This is a genomic window from Vreelandella arctica, assembly GCF_037070215.1.
Classification (GTDB): domain Bacteria; phylum Pseudomonadota; class Gammaproteobacteria; order Pseudomonadales; family Halomonadaceae; genus Vreelandella; species Vreelandella arctica.
In genome coordinates this window covers 121,047-134,477 of sequence record NZ_JBANSN010000005.1, presented here as the reverse complement: position 1 = coordinate 134,477, position 13,431 = coordinate 121,047, and the positions used below count along the sequence as shown (strand labels likewise).

General features: G+C 56.5%; 14 protein-coding genes. 11 read left to right on the top strand and 3 right to left on the bottom strand.

Going from position 1 to position 13,431, the window contains the following annotated elements:
- Positions 1–50 precede the first annotated feature (50 nt).
- From V8L70_RS06320 to V8L70_RS06290, 7 genes are all read left to right on the top strand, one after another.
- Positions 51–1,181: an ABC transporter ATP-binding protein gene (locus tag V8L70_RS06320; RefSeq protein WP_008959396.1), complete on the top strand. Its 1,131-nt coding sequence runs from the start codon at positions 51–53 to the stop codon at positions 1,179–1,181.
- A 45-nt stretch (positions 1,182–1,226) separates the two neighbouring features.
- Positions 1,227–2,507: an ABC transporter substrate-binding protein gene (locus V8L70_RS06315; protein WP_101148078.1), complete on the top strand. Its 1,281-nt coding sequence runs from the start codon at positions 1,227–1,229 to the stop codon at positions 2,505–2,507.
- 63 nt (positions 2,508–2,570) lie between these two features.
- On the top strand, positions 2,571–3,455 hold the full coding sequence (locus tag V8L70_RS06310; protein WP_008959394.1) for a carbohydrate ABC transporter permease: 885 nt from the start codon (positions 2,571–2,573) through the stop codon (positions 3,453–3,455).
- Positions 3,452–4,294 carry a carbohydrate ABC transporter permease gene (locus V8L70_RS06305; RefSeq protein WP_101148079.1) on the top strand — a complete coding sequence of 281 codons (843 nt, stop codon included), beginning with the start codon at positions 3,452–3,454 and terminating at the stop codon, positions 4,292–4,294. The genes V8L70_RS06310 and V8L70_RS06305 overlap by 4 nt, the downstream gene beginning before the upstream one ends.
- A 62-nt stretch (positions 4,295–4,356) precedes the next feature.
- Positions 4,357–6,183, top strand: coding sequence for a DNA helicase RecQ (gene recQ / locus V8L70_RS06300; RefSeq protein ID WP_101148080.1), 1,827 nt, complete (start codon positions 4,357–4,359; stop codon positions 6,181–6,183).
- A gap of 89 nt (positions 6,184–6,272) precedes the next feature.
- On the top strand, positions 6,273–6,674 hold the full coding sequence (locus V8L70_RS06295; RefSeq protein WP_008959391.1) for an MbcA/ParS/Xre antitoxin family protein: 402 nt from the start codon (positions 6,273–6,275) through the stop codon (positions 6,672–6,674).
- Positions 6,671–7,351: an RES family NAD+ phosphorylase gene (locus V8L70_RS06290; RefSeq protein WP_008959390.1), complete on the top strand. Its 681-nt coding sequence runs from the start codon at positions 6,671–6,673 to the stop codon at positions 7,349–7,351. Before V8L70_RS06295 ends, V8L70_RS06290 begins: the two co-directional genes overlap by 4 nt.
- A gap of 16 nt (positions 7,352–7,367) precedes the next feature.
- On the opposite strand, the gene mtnA is transcribed toward V8L70_RS06290, so the two are convergent.
- On the bottom strand, positions 7,368–8,393 hold the full coding sequence (gene mtnA, locus V8L70_RS06285) for an S-methyl-5-thioribose-1-phosphate isomerase (protein WP_101148081.1): 1,026 nt from the start codon (positions 8,391–8,393) through the stop codon (positions 7,368–7,370).
- 106 nt (positions 8,394–8,499) lie between these two features.
- Between mtnA and mtnB the strand changes: the two genes are divergently transcribed.
- From mtnB to V8L70_RS06270, 3 genes are read left to right on the top strand one after another with little or no spacing between them, the layout of a single operon-like run.
- Positions 8,500–9,087 (top strand): methylthioribulose 1-phosphate dehydratase, encoded by a 588-nt coding sequence (gene mtnB / locus V8L70_RS06280; RefSeq protein WP_101148082.1) that lies wholly within the window; start codon positions 8,500–8,502, stop codon positions 9,085–9,087.
- Positions 9,088–9,115: 28 nt separating this feature from the next.
- Positions 9,116–9,802 carry an acireductone synthase gene (gene mtnC, locus V8L70_RS06275; protein WP_101148083.1) on the top strand — a complete coding sequence of 229 codons (687 nt, stop codon included), beginning with the start codon at positions 9,116–9,118 and terminating at the stop codon, positions 9,800–9,802.
- A gap of 35 nt (positions 9,803–9,837) precedes the next feature.
- Positions 9,838–10,386, top strand: a complete 549-nt coding sequence (locus V8L70_RS06270) for a 1,2-dihydroxy-3-keto-5-methylthiopentene dioxygenase (protein WP_101148084.1) — start codon at positions 9,838–9,840, stop codon at positions 10,384–10,386.
- Between the two features lie 196 nt (positions 10,387–10,582).
- Here V8L70_RS06270 and mtnK read toward each other — a convergent pair whose 3' ends face one another.
- Both mtnK and V8L70_RS06260 read right to left on the bottom strand, forming a co-directional pair.
- On the bottom strand, positions 10,583–11,845 hold the full coding sequence (gene mtnK, locus V8L70_RS06265) for an S-methyl-5-thioribose kinase (RefSeq protein WP_101148182.1): 1,263 nt from the start codon (positions 11,843–11,845) through the stop codon (positions 10,583–10,585).
- Positions 11,846–11,959: 114 nt separating this feature from the next.
- The gene (locus V8L70_RS06260; RefSeq protein WP_101148085.1) at positions 11,960–12,892 is read right to left on the bottom strand and encodes a LysR family transcriptional regulator; all 933 of its coding nucleotides are present in this window, start codon (positions 12,890–12,892) and stop codon (positions 11,960–11,962) included.
- 89 nt (positions 12,893–12,981) lie between these two features.
- Here V8L70_RS06260 and V8L70_RS06255 point away from each other — a divergent pair, with 89 nt between their 5' ends.
- Positions 12,982–13,410: a DMT family transporter gene (locus tag V8L70_RS06255; protein ID WP_008959383.1), complete on the top strand. Its 429-nt coding sequence runs from the start codon at positions 12,982–12,984 to the stop codon at positions 13,408–13,410.
- Positions 13,411–13,431 lie beyond the last annotated feature (21 nt).

Below are 13,431 nucleotides of genomic sequence, written 5' to 3'. Positions count from 1 at the left end.
TTCAACACAAGCTGAACCAATAACAACCAACAGCCGGTGATGTGTGTGCTATGTCAAACCAATCGCGTATCCGCCTGGAACGCGTCACCAAACGTTGGGACGCGACTGCTGCCGTCGATGATATCTCCTTCGACGTCACGCCTGGGCAATTTGTCATTCTGCTAGGCCCTTCGGGCTGCGGCAAATCTACCACGCTGCGTATGATCGCAGGCTTGGAAGAGGCCAGCGGCGGGCATATCTATATTGGAGAGCGTGATGTGACACGCCTGCCACCCGGTGACCGTGGGCTGAGCATGGTGTTTCAGTCCTATGCACTGTTCCCGCATTTAAGTGTTGCCGACAACATCGTGTTTGGCCTGCGCAGTCGTAAAGTACCCAAAGCCGAACAGCGCGAACGGCTCGCCAAGGTTGCCGAGCTGGTCGATCTCACCGATTACCTGGCCCGCAAACCTGCCCAGCTCTCTGGTGGCCAGCGACAACGAGTGGCGCTGGCACGCTCAATTATCTCCGAACACCCCATTTGCTTAATGGATGAGCCGCTCTCCAATCTGGATGCGCGGCTGCGAAGCGATATGCGCAGAGAAATCAAAGCGTTGCAAAGTCGCCTAAATATGACGGTGATTTACGTCACCCACGATCAAGTTGAGGCCATGAGTATGGGTGATCGCGTCATTCTGATGCAGCACGGCAAAATCGTGCAGGACGGTACGCCCGACGAACTTTATAACCGCCCCGCCAGCGCCTTTGCCGCCAGCTTTATTGGTAGTCCAGCGATGAATCTGCTGCCGTTGGTGGCTGGTGAGACTGGCGCCGTCATTGAAGGTGAGCCAAGCACGCCGGTGGCGCCAATGGAGGCCGCCGGTGGACACTTGGGCGTGCGCCCAGAAGATATTGAGCTACGGCCAGCGGCGTCGCCAGGCGTACCCGCCAAGGTAGTCAGTGAAGAGTACTTGGGGGCAGATACCATCGCCTATGTTGAGGTGGGCTCGCATACCCTGCGCGTTCGATTAAGCGGCAAACCGCTATTGAGCGGCCAGCCATGCAGCCTCTATTGGGCGTCCAAGAACATACACCTTTTCGATGCTAACGGCCTACGGCGCGATGATATGCCACCAAGCGATTTCGCTCCGCCAATCCGCAGCATTCCTCGTCCACCGGCGGTGGGCTCTTTCCAACACTGATCGCTTTTCAACCTTGATTCAGTCCTGACACTTGTGGAGTCTCTTATGCGTTCGCGGATCCCTTTTGCGATGACGGCCCTGGCAGCGGGCTTGTTGAATGCCGCCCAGGTCAACGCTGATAGCGTCGATCTCACCATGTACTACCCAGTGTCGGTGGGCGGTGCGCTCACCAACGTGGTGGATAATCTGGTAGAGGAGTTCGAAAGCGAACACCCGGATATCAACCTGGAAGCGATTTACGCCGGCAACTACGACGACACTCGCGTACGGGCTATGTCCGCCATCGAGGCTGGCGATACGCCGCAACTGTCAGTTCTTTTTTCAATCGACCTTTATGAGCTGATTGAGCAGAACGCCATTGTGGCCTTCGATGATCTGGTCGAAACCGATGAAGAGCGTGACTGGCTGGATAGCTTTTACCCTGGCTTGATGGAAAACGGCCAGCTGGATGGCAAAACCTACGGCATTCCCTTCCAGCGCTCCACCATCGTGCTGTTCTGGAACAAAGACGCCTTTGAAGCGGCAGGCCTAGACCCCGAAACGCCCCCTGAGAACTGGGAAGAGATGGCCGAAATGGCCGCCACCGTTCGGGAAGCCTCCAATGGCGAGCAGTGGGGCGTGATGGTGCCTTCCACGGGCTACCCCTACTGGATGTTCCAGGCCTTCGCGTTTCAGAATGGCCATCGTTTGATGAGCGAAGATGGTACTGAGGTCTACTTTGACGACCCCGCCGCCGTTGAAGCGCTGGAATACTGGGTGTCGCTAGCCACCGAGCACGATGCCATGCCCGATGGCACCATCGAATGGGGCACGCTGCGCCAAAACTTTATCGAGCAATCTACGGCGATGATGTGGCACACCACAGGCAACCTAACGGCCGTACGTAGCGAAGCTGATTTTGACTTTGGCGTTGCTATGCTGCCAATGAAAACCCAGCGCGGCAGCCCCACCGGCGGCGGCAACTTCTACATTTTTGAAGATGCCAGCGAAGAAGAGCAACGCGCAGCGATGACCTTTATCCGCTGGATGACCGATCCCGAGCGCGCCGCGGCCTGGTCAATTGAAACCGGCTATATGGGCGTTAGCCCCGCCGCTTATGAAACCGATGCACTGAAAAGCTATGTGGAAGAGTTCGCTCCCGCAGCCGTAGCCCGCGACCAGCTTGAACATGGCACAGCTGAGCTTTCCACGTATCAGGGTGGCCGCGTGCGTCGTGCTTTGGATAACGCCGTACAAGCCGCGTTAACTGGCCAGATGTCACCGGAAGAAGCGCTTAGTCAAGCGCAGCAAGAAGCCGATGGCGTGCTGCGCCGCTACGCTCGCTAATCGTCATATTTATCTCTATTTGCCGGGGCATGCCCCGGCTTTTCCCACTTGCGGTACTTAACCATGTCCTTCACCAACCACCGCAAAATGCAGCTCTACGGTGCGCTTCTGCTGCTGCCCGCCGCCATACTGCTGGCCACCTTCGCTTACCTGCCCACCATCGCGACGGTGATCAACAGTCTGTTTTTACCTGGCTTTCGCGGTGCACCCACCGAGTTCGTGGGGCTTGAAAATTATCAGGTGCTTTTCGATGACCCGACGTTTTGGAAAGTAGCTCGCAACAACTTAATCTACGCCGTCGGTACGATTCCGACTTCTATCGCGCTGGCATTGTGCATGGCGCTATTTGTTAACGGAAAACTGCGCGGGCGCGGCGTTGTCCGCATGGCCTACTTTACGCCGACCATCCTGCCCATGATCGCCGCTGCCAATATTTGGATGTTTTTCTACGCGCCGCAGATTGGCCTATTTAATAAGCTGCTTGGCGCGTTAGGTTTTTCGGGCGTGAACTGGCTCGGCGACCCAAGCGTCGCTCTGGGATCAGTGATCGTAATGTCGGTGTGGAAAGAAGCCGGTTTTTTTATGATTTTCTACCTCGCCGCACTGCAGGGCATTGCGCCTGAACTCAAAGAGGCTTCTGACCTTGAGGGCACCAGCCGCTGGAGCTTCTTCTGGCGGGTTACCTTCCCATTGCTGATGCCCACCACGCTGTTTGTGCTGATTAACGCCTTAATCAATGCAGTAAGAGTCGTCGATCACCTGTTTATTTTGACCAAGGGCGGGCCCAACAACGCGACGAACCTGCTGCTCTATTACGTCTATGAGAACGCGTTTTCGTTTTTTGACCGCACCACCGCCGCCACCATCACGGTGGTTATTCTGCTGGTCCTCGCGGTCGTTGCCACGCTTAAGTTCACGATTTTAGATCGCAGGACGCACTACCAATGAATACGACCACACCCTATGCGCCCCGCTCCCGTTTCTTCTCAATTCCTGCACTGGAAACCGTGGCCGCGTGGCTGCTGGCGGTTATTTGGGTTTTTCCACTGCTGTACGCCTTTTGGGCCGCCTTCCACCCCAGCGAATTTATGGTGAATTTCGAGCTTTTCGCCCCGCTCACGCTGGATAACTTCACCAACGCCTGGGCTCAGGCGCCTTTTGGGCGCTACTACCTGAATACCTTTGCCCTCGTCACTGGCGTTGTATTTGCCCAGTTTGTGGTTTGCACTCTGGCGGCGTTTGCCTTTGCGCGCTTTCCGATTCCCGGTAAAAACGTGCTGTTTATGCTGGTGCTGATTCAGCTGTTCGTATTTCCCGAAGTTCTGATCGTCGAGAATTATCGTATTGCCAGTGAGCTGGGGTTGATCAACACCATTAGCGGCATAGGCCTGCCCTACGTCGCCAGCGCTTTTGGTATTTTTCTGCTGCGCCAGACGTTTAAAACCATTCCCCGGGAGCTGGAAGACGCTGCTCGGATCGAAGGCTGCAACTGGATGGAGATCTTATGGAAGGTCTACGTACCGCTGGCCAAGCCGACTTATCTTGCTTATGGGCTGGTTTCGATCAGCCACCACTGGAATAACTTTCTATGGCCATTGGTGGTCACTAACTCGGTGGAAAGCCGCCCGCTAACGGTAGGACTAGGCGTTTTCTCCGCCCCGGAAACCGGCGTCAACTGGGCAACGGTGAGTGCCGCAACGTTGCTGAGTATCGCCCCTTTGCTGGTGGCTTTCCTACTCTTCCAACGCCAGTTTGTGCAGTCGTTCCTGCGCGCCGGGATTCGCTAAGCAAAACCCCGTGAGTTTTCGTGCGACAATTCTCCCTCAAGCACGCGATAAGGAGAGCATTGATGCACGGCGACCCTCACCCGGCAGCCCTCAAGGTACTGCAGGAAGTATTCGGCTACGACAGCTTTCGCGGCCCGCAGCAGGCTATCATTGAGCATGTGATCGCCGGAGGCGATGCGCTGGTGCTGATGCCAACCGGCGGGGGCAAGTCGCTGTGCTATCAAATCCCGGCACTGTTGCGCGAAGGCACCGCGATTGTGGTCTCGCCGCTGATTGCGCTGATGCAGGACCAGGTAGCGGCACTGGAACAGAACGGGGTCAGGGCGGCTTACCTCAACTCCAGCCTCGATTATCACGAGGCGGTCGAGGTAGAGAACCGCCTGCGGGCGGGCGAGCTGGATCTTTTATATGTCGCGCCCGAGCGGCTGGCCACGCCGCGTATGCAGATGCTTTTGGAGCAGAACCAGATCGCGCTGTTCGCTATTGATGAAGCCCACTGCGTCTCCCAGTGGGGCCACGATTTCCGCCCGGAGTATCGCCAGCTTTCCCATCTGCATCAGCGCTTCCCCCAGGTGCCACGCATCGCCCTCACCGCCACCGCCGATGTGCCCACTCGGCACGATATCATGGAGCATCTGCAGCTCCAGAAAGCGGCGCTTTATAACAGCGGCTTTGACCGGCCGAACATTCGCTACCATATTGCCGAGAATCAGGGTAACGCCAAGGAGCAGCTGCTGCGCTTTATCCGCGAGCACCACGACGGCGAGGCGGGTATCGTCTACTGCCTTTCCCGGCGCAAGGTGGAAGAGACCGCCGCCTGGCTGGAGCGTCAGGGGCTGACCGCACTGCCCTACCACGCCGGGCTCCCAGCCGAGCAACGCCAGCAGCATCAGACCCGCTTTCTACGTGAAGATGGGGTGGTGGTCGTCGCCACCATCGCCTTCGGCATGGGCATCGACAAGCCGGACGTGCGCTTTGTCGCTCACCTTAACCTGCCCAAAAGCATTGAAGCCTACTACCAAGAAACCGGTCGCGCCGGGCGTGACGGCCTGCCCGCCGATGCTTGGATGGCCTACGGGCTTCAGGATGTGATCACCCTGCGCCAGATGCAGCAGGGCTCCAGCGCCGCCGACCAGCAAAAGCGCATCGAGCAGCAAAAGCTAGATGCTATGCTGGGGCTGTGTGAAATCATCAGCTGTCGCCGCCAGGCGCTTTTGCACTACTTTGGCGATCACTTGGACGACCCTTGCGGCAACTGCGACAACTGCCTTACCCCACCCGAGACCTGGGATGCCACCGTAGCCGCACAAAAAGCGCTGTCGTGCGTCTACCGCACCGAGCAGCGTTTCGGCGTGACCTATCTCGTGGATGTTCTGCTGGGCAAGCGCAACGAACGTATCACCCGCTTTGGTCATGACCAGCTCAGCACCTTCGGCATTGGTCAAAACCTCACGGCCAGCGAATGGAAAGCGCTCTTTCGCCAACTGATTGCCAGCGGCTTTTTGAGCGTGGATATGGAAGGCCACGGCGCCATCAAGCTCACTGCCAATGCCAAGCCGGTGCTGCGAGGCGAGCAGAACCTCACCCTGCGCAAGCCAAGCAAAGCAAACCCTGCCCGACGGGGAAGCAAAGGCGCCTCAGCCACTCTGGGCCATGGCGCGCTATGGGAAGCCCTTCGCCAGCACCGCAAGGAACTTGCCGAGGCGCAGGGCGTGCCTGCCTACGTGATCTTCCACGACGCCACCCTGGCCGAACTGGTCGAACAGAAACCCCAGAGCATGGAAGCCCTGGGCGCGATTTCAGGCATCGGCGCGCGCAAGTTGGCAGATTACGGCGTGGGCTTTCTGGACGTTATTCTGGCGCATCAGGAAACCGAGCAAAACAGCTGAACCGGCGCGCCCTCAAAAAGCTCAAATGGTCGCTATTTTCAAAAATCGCTCACTTGGCGTAATATAACCATAAGTGAGGAGGGAAATAGATGGCTATTCAGCACAAAACAGCCGACAAGCGGCGCGAAATGGGGGCCGCAGCGATGCGCACCTACCCCAGCATTTCACACAGCTGGGGGTTAAAAGAGAGTGAAGCCGCTCTTCTATTGGGAGTACCTGATTCCACCTATCGGCGTTGGAAGCAGGCACCAGAGAATGCCCGCCTGGATGCTAATCATCTAGAACGGATGTCGTTGATTCTCGGCATCTACAAAGCACTGCATATACTGTTGCCCAACAAAGAAGCGGCCAACAGTTGGTTGCAGAGATCCAACAGCAACCCTCTTTTCGCCGGTCACTCGCCAATGGAGCGTCTGTTAAATGGGCAAGTCTCAGACCTCTACGTTGTTCGCCAGCATTTAGATGCAGCGCGTGGTGGAGGCCATGCATGACATTCCCGCTGAGCAATGTCACGTGGCGGCCCAGTTACCGCGTTATCCCCTCGCGTTTCCCACCGATTGATTTATTCGAAGGCGTCAATAGCAACGCTGATGACTGGGGCTTACTTAATGAGTTGGAGGGTGAAACCTCCGCAAGGCTTCGTGAGGAAGCGGGAGCCATCCATCTAGTCCGCGATGACGACCGCCGCTACGGCCCCGGCTGGACGCCAATCATGGCTGCCTTCTGCCACTTCCCCGCTACCGGTTCGCGTTTTAGCGATGGCACTTTTGGTGCCTACTACTGCGCACTCACCGAAGCCACCGCCATTGCCGAAACCGTTTACCACGCAGAACGCTTTATGGGGGAATCAAACGAACCGCCCATGATGCTTCAGCAACGTGTTTATCTGTCGGATTTAACAGGCCAACTACTTGATTTACGTGGGCAGGATGCTGCCCAAACGCTTCTCACGACGGATAGCTGGGCAGCCGGGCAAACCTTAGGTAGACAAGCCTGGGAGGAGCAAACGACTGGCATCGTTTACCCAAGCGTTAGGGACCCGGAGGGAGAGTGTGCTGCTGTGCTACGACCTCCCGTGCTCTCTGCGACAAGGCAAGGGCGTCATCTCGGGTATGACTGGGATGGTCAGCGTATCCGCCATGTCTACGAGCTCACGCTATTGGGCTAACAATTAACTTTCGCCCCTATTTTTCGCTCCGTCTCTGACAGTGCTCACCGCGTGCGATCGCAGCGGCATCAAATACGCCGGTATCCAACACCCAGGCAGTGACGAGCTTGGCGGGGGTGACATCAAACGCCGGGTTCCATACCGGGGCATCGTTGGGCGCCCACACGACCTCACCAAACGCGCCTGCGGCGCCGCGCACCTCAGCGGGATCACGCTGTTCAATAGGAATGTCCGCGCCGGTGGCGCAGGCAGGATCTACTGTGGTGTAAGGGGCCACCACATAGAACGGCACCTGATGGTAGTGAGCTATCACCGCCAGCATATAAGTACCCACTTTATTGGCGAAATCGCCGTTGGCGCAGATACGGTCAGCGCCCACCATTACTTTATCCACCTTGCCTAACGCCATCAGGCTCGCGGCCATACTGTCGGTAATTAACTGGTAGGGAATGCCTAGATCAGCCATTTCCCAGGCGGTTAAGCGGCCACCTTGCAGCAGCGGGCGGGTTTCATCCACATACACATGAAGTTCTACGCCGCGCTGTTTGGCCACTGCCAGCGCGCCAATCGCGGTGCCCACTCCTGCGGTGGCCAGCGCCCCGGTGTTGCAGTGGGTGAGCACACGATCACCCATTTCCAGCAAGTCAGCGCCCCGTTCGGCCATTTGTTGGCACAGCGCACGGTCTTCTGAAAACAGCGCAGCAGCGCGCTCGGCCAAGGCGCTTGCGCCTTGCTCAAAGCAGGCTTCCATGGCATCCAGGCAGTACATTAAGTTAACTGCGGTGGGGCGTGTGGCGCGTAAGCGATCACTTACCAACTGCCAATCACTTTGTGGATGGCGAGCGGCGTATTGGGCCAGCACAAAGGCGGCGCTCAAACCAATCAGCGGCGCACCGCGAATCGCTAAGCTTTTTACCGCTACCTGCCACTCTTCTGGCGAGTCACAGCGCACCCACTGCTCCGCCTGGGGCAGTTGGGTTTGATCCAAATACTCAAGGTGGTCGGCATAGATCCGCAAACTGCGTGATTGAAGATGAGGCATTTGATGGACTCCTTGAGCACTTGAGTAGCAGAACAACGGCGCGGCTTATCAGGCGCGAAGCTTATCATATAGAATGGCTGCCACTAGAAGAGGCGACGCAGATCCTATGATGACGCTACAAACTGAACTGCTGGAGGCTATTTCCTGGGCGGCCCAGCAGGGCTGGACGCCCGCTACCGGCGGCAACTTTTCCGCCCGCACCGAGGCGGGCTATCTTGTGACCGCCTCTGGCCGGGATAAAACCTGCATTCAGGCCGATGATCTATTGCTGTGTGACCTGGATGGCAAGGTGCTATCAGGCGATGGTAAGCCGAGCGCGGAGAGTGATCTGCATGCCGCGCTCTACCGCTTAGACGCTTCGATTAACTGCGTGCTCCACACTCACACCGTGGCCAGCACGGTTCTATCGCGGCGCTTTCCAGAGGGTGTCGAGCTAAGCGGTTTCGAGATGCAAAAAGCGCTACAGGGTAACGTTACTCACGATGCCTCCATCCATTTGCCCGTCGTGCCCAACTCCCAGGATATGGAAGAGCTAGCCGAGCATGTGCGCCTCGGCTGGCCAATGCCTTGGGGCTTTTTGGTCGCAGGGCACGGCATTTATGCCGTGGGTGATAGCATTGCCAGCTGCCGACGCCACTTGGAAGCGATTGAGTTTTTACTAGCCTGTGTTCTTGAAGAGAGTCGCTGGTCTTAAATGAGCAGTCTTTAATGAGTAGCCTTAAATGAGTAATCCAACTGTTCGCGCCATTGTGACCGATATTGAAGGCACCACCACGGACATTAACTTCGTGCATAAGGTGCTGTTTCCCTACGCCCACAATAAGTTACCTGAGTTTCTAAGCGTTAACGCAGAAATCCCAGCCGTCGCCGAGCAGATCGACGCCGTGCGCAGCGAAATGGGTGACCCTGCTGCCACGCTGGAAGCTGTCATTGCTGAGTTGCTGCACTGGATCGAAACCGACCAAAAAGTCACCCCGCTGAAAGCACTACAGGGCATGGTATGGGCCGACGGCTACCAGCGTGGCGATTTTAAAGGTCACCTATATAGCGATGTAGCACCTGCACTGCGCCAGTGGAAGGAGGCAGGCAAAGCCCTTTACGTTTATTCGTCAGGCTCCGTACAGGCCCAAAAACTGCTCTTTGGCTACAGCAATGAGGGCGATTTAACCCCGCTGTTTAGCGGCTACTTCGATACCCATATTGGTCATAAGCGCGAGGCGACTGCTTATCAGCGTATTGTTGCCGAGCTTGACCTGCCTGCGGATGCGGTGCTGTTCTTGTCGGACGTTGTTGAAGAGCTGGATGCCGCCAAGCAGGCGGGCATGCAAACGCTGCAACTGGTACGCGAAGGTACTCAGGCCGGTACCCATCATGCATGCGTCACCCGCTTCGATGAGATCGTTCTGTAACGTTCATCGCCCGTCACTTTTAAGGAGAGTTGTTGATGTCGCAACTAAAAGTATTTGCTGATCAAAACCCGAACGATGCTCTGATCGACACCACTGACGGCGAACAGATGACCACTGAGCTCAACAAGGTGGGTGTGCTGTTTGAGCGCTGGGCAGCGCCGGGCGAGATTGCTGACGATGCCACCCAGGAAGATATTTTGGCGCTTTACCAGGAAGATACTGACCGGGTCAAAGCTAAGGGCGGCTATCAAACCGTGGATGTGCTGCATATGGTGCCCACGCACCCTGAGAAGGACGCCATGCGGCAGAAGTTCTTAAACGAGCATCGCCACCACGAAGATGAAGTGCGTTTCTTCGTTAAAGGCCAGGGGCTGTTCTGCCTGCACATCGATGACAAGGTGTATCAGGTGCTGTGTTCTCGCAATGACCTGATCAGCGTGCCTGCCAACACGCCCCACTGGTTCGATATGGGCCCGGCACCGGAATTCACCGCGCTACGTTTCTTCGACAACGTGGAAGGCTGGGTACCCCACTGGACTGAAAGCGATATCGCCGGGATGTTCGATCGTTTGGACCAGCTGTAAAATGGGTACGCTGTATCTGCCACTGAGAACATAGCTAAGCAATCCTGGTGCTGTTTATGTCATCGCGAGCGAAGCGCGGCGATCTCGGGTTGACTTGCCACCACCGGCAGATATTGCGGCGTCGCTGCGCTCCTCGCAATGACAGCGGCGCCTGAGCACGCTTCTCACGTTAAAGCCGCTATTACGTGATCGCTTATTAAAGAACCTCTTGCTGGTTATACGCCTTAGCTAAATCCACCAGCGCGTTCAGGTCACAGTAGGCTTCCGGCTCCATGATCAGCGTTTGTCCCATCAGCACGTTGCGCGCTTCAAGCTTGGCGCGCAGCGCGGTGTCTTTAATCTCTTCGAAGTCGGCGTTGTGGGCCAGCGATAACACCCGGCGGTGCATTTCGATGCCACAGTAGGCCAGCGCATCCATGCGGATCTCTTCAAGCAACGCATCGCAGGCGTCGTCTGCGCTATTGCCTTGCTCTTCAAACAGCGACTTGGGAAATAGAATACCAGTCCGCTCGGTTTGCCAAAGGTGGCGAAATTCCGCATCAAAACGGGTAAAGCAGGCTTCGATCACCTCCAATATCCACGCCTGATAAGCCTCAAGCTCGTCTTCTAGGCGATGAGCGGGCTGGCTGAAATAAGCCATTAGGAAGTTGGCCACCGCCATGCCCAAGTCAAAGGCCATTGGACCGTATTGGGAGAACTCAGGGTCAATGACCCGCACGTCAGTATCCGTGGCCATAATCGAGCCGGAGTGCAGATCACCGTGCAGCATGGTTTCGGTGTTCGAGGTGAACTTCATCAACAACCGCTGAACTTTGGCTTTCAGACGCGCATTGCGGCGCAGCTCGTCCACCACCGGTGAAAGTTCCGGGGTGTGGTAGTTCATTTCGGCGCCGTAATAGGGGTCGGTAAACACCAGCGACTCGGTGATGGCGGGAATCGCCACATTTCCTGAGAACAATCCTACGTCCGCTTTTTTCTCCGGGCTGTTCAGCGAAAGCTCCGAGCCACGAAACGCGGTGCGTGCGCAGAATTGGCCGATGGTTTCGCCAAGCTGGGCAACTCGCTCACCGTTGATTAACTTGCGGCGCAAAATCTTGTGCGGGTGAAGGTACTCCATCACAAACAGCGCCTGGGGTTTGTCGAAGTAGTACACCTCGGGGGCAATGCCGGGCGCACGCTTGGCTTGGCGAACCAGCGCATAATATTCAAAGTGGGCGCGATAAATCGGTAGCGGCCAGCTTTCGCCCACCATGCGGACATAGGGAAGCGCCTGCTTAACCACGACACTACCTACGTCACCGGAGACGATAAACACTAGGTTGAGGTTGCCGTCACCCACCTCACGAATGTCCCAGCTAGTGGGTTCTCCGCCCACTCGACTCGCCACCGCCTCAACCCCTCCCAGCCGTTGGGATAGCGTGTCGACGCCGAGCGCGCGGTAATGTTGATCAATCTCCACAGGCCAATCCTCACCAAAACGTTGCATATATTCAGGCCCGAATAGGGGGCTTTAAGACGTTTATTATCAGAGAGTAACGTTTAAAAGTTAATAAGGGGACTATCGTCATCGTTATTAATGATGATCCCAATAGGGTCGTTCGCCAATCTGCGCAAACAAATGCTCTAAAAAGGCGGCCACTTTCTGCGAGCGCAGGCGGTTTTCGGGGTAGATAGCATGGATTCCTTCTCGCGTCGCTTCGCCTAGGGCTTCATAGGTTTCCAAAATGGGCGTTAGGCCGCCATCGCGCAGCGCATCGAATAGCAACCATGTGGGGAATAGCACAATACCTTGACCTTGCAGAGCGGCTTCCACAAGACTCTCGGCATTGTTGCTATGCAAATTGCCTTTTACCGAATAACGCTGCGCTTGAAAATCGCCAGCCCCCTGGAAATACCAAGGCTGAATACCGCGTGTTCCTTTATAGACTAAGCAGTTATGGTCACTCAATTGTTCAGGATGGTGGGGCTCGCCGCACCGCGTTAAATACGCGGGGGAAGCGCAGGCGACAAAGCGCTGGGTCGCGAGTTGCCGGGCCACTAGGCTTGAATCCCCCAGCGATCCCACCCGTATTACGACATCGGCGCCCTCTTGTACCGGGTCGATAAAGGCATCGCTTAAGGTTAGCTCTACCTCCACTGCCGGGTTTGCCTGCTGAAAACTAGCCAATAAAGGCGCAATATGCCGACGCCCAAACGCCACAGGTGCATTAAGACGCAACAATCCCTGCGGTTGCTTAGCGCCGCTGATCACCTGCTCGGTAGCAGCATCCAAGCTTTCTAATATGCTTCTTACTTCCCGATAGTAGCGCTCCCCGGCATCGGTGAGCCTTACCGCTCGCGTATGACGGTAGAGCAATCGCTGGCCTAGCGAACGCTCCAACCCTGCAATGTGCCGCGAGACCGAAGAGGCCGGCAAATCGAAGTAGCGCGCGGCTTCAGCAAAGCTGCCACTTGAGGCCACTCGCACAAAAAGGCGTAACGCTAACAGGCGAAGCGAGTTGTCCAAAATGCAATAGTCCTTTGCTGTTTTGACGCATTGTAGCAATAACGCTAACTCTCTACAGTACGCGCTTCTTTTACTTAGCGGAGCCACCTATGCGTCACGCACTTATTCTGCTCGGCGTGCTAATTGCCGGGATGGGGCTATCGGTCGAAGCCGGCTTGCTAGGCCCGCTTGGCGAGCAGGTTGGACACTTATCGGCCACCTTGTCGATTTTTATGGTGGGCGCGCTACTGCTCTCACTAGCACTGGTGTTTGCGCCTAAACGACAGCTGGGAGCCCTTTTTAAGCAGCCGCGCTGGCTACTGACGGGCGGCATCTTAGGCCCGGTCTACGTCATTGTGTTAACGCTTGCGACGCCGCTGGTAGGTGTTGGAATGACGATGGTGGGGATTTTGTGCGGCCAGGTAGCGGCCAGCGTCGCTATCGACCACTTTGGCTGGCTGGGAAGCGAACAGCGTAAAGTCGATGGCTACCGTATTGGCGCCTTGGCGATGATTCTTGCCGCCCTGTGGTTAATGTAACGGCTAACGTATTCAGGAGCT

What these genes read in the sequence shown, in the direction of transcription:
- mtnB (WP_101148082.1), top strand. Translation starts at nt 8,500, where the DNA reads ATGATGACGCTACAAACTGAACTGCTGGAGGCTATTTCCTGGGCGGCC.
- V8L70_RS06270 (WP_101148084.1), top strand. Translation starts at nt 9,838, where the DNA reads ATGTCGCAACTAAAAGTATTTGCTGATCAAAACCCGAACGATGCTCTG.
- mtnC (WP_101148083.1), top strand. Translation starts at nt 9,116, where the DNA reads ATGAGTAATCCAACTGTTCGCGCCATTGTGACCGATATTGAAGGCACC.
- V8L70_RS06290 (WP_008959390.1), top strand. Translation starts at nt 6,671, where the DNA reads ATGACATTCCCGCTGAGCAATGTCACGTGGCGGCCCAGTTACCGCGTT.
- V8L70_RS06255 (WP_008959383.1), top strand. Translation starts at nt 12,982, where the DNA reads ATGCGTCACGCACTTATTCTGCTCGGCGTGCTAATTGCCGGGATGGGG.
- V8L70_RS06320 (WP_008959396.1), top strand. Translation starts at nt 51, where the DNA reads ATGTCAAACCAATCGCGTATCCGCCTGGAACGCGTCACCAAACGTTGG.
- recQ (WP_101148080.1), top strand. Translation starts at nt 4,357, where the DNA reads ATGCACGGCGACCCTCACCCGGCAGCCCTCAAGGTACTGCAGGAAGTA.
- V8L70_RS06310 (WP_008959394.1), top strand. Translation starts at nt 2,571, where the DNA reads ATGTCCTTCACCAACCACCGCAAAATGCAGCTCTACGGTGCGCTTCTG.
- V8L70_RS06315 (WP_101148078.1), top strand. Translation starts at nt 1,227, where the DNA reads ATGCGTTCGCGGATCCCTTTTGCGATGACGGCCCTGGCAGCGGGCTTG.
- V8L70_RS06295 (WP_008959391.1), top strand. Translation starts at nt 6,273, where the DNA reads ATGGCTATTCAGCACAAAACAGCCGACAAGCGGCGCGAAATGGGGGCC.
- V8L70_RS06305 (WP_101148079.1), top strand. Translation starts at nt 3,452, where the DNA reads ATGAATACGACCACACCCTATGCGCCCCGCTCCCGTTTCTTCTCAATT.
- mtnA (WP_101148081.1), bottom strand. Translation starts at nt 8,393, where the DNA reads ATGCCTCATCTTCAATCACGCAGTTTGCGGATCTATGCCGACCACCTT.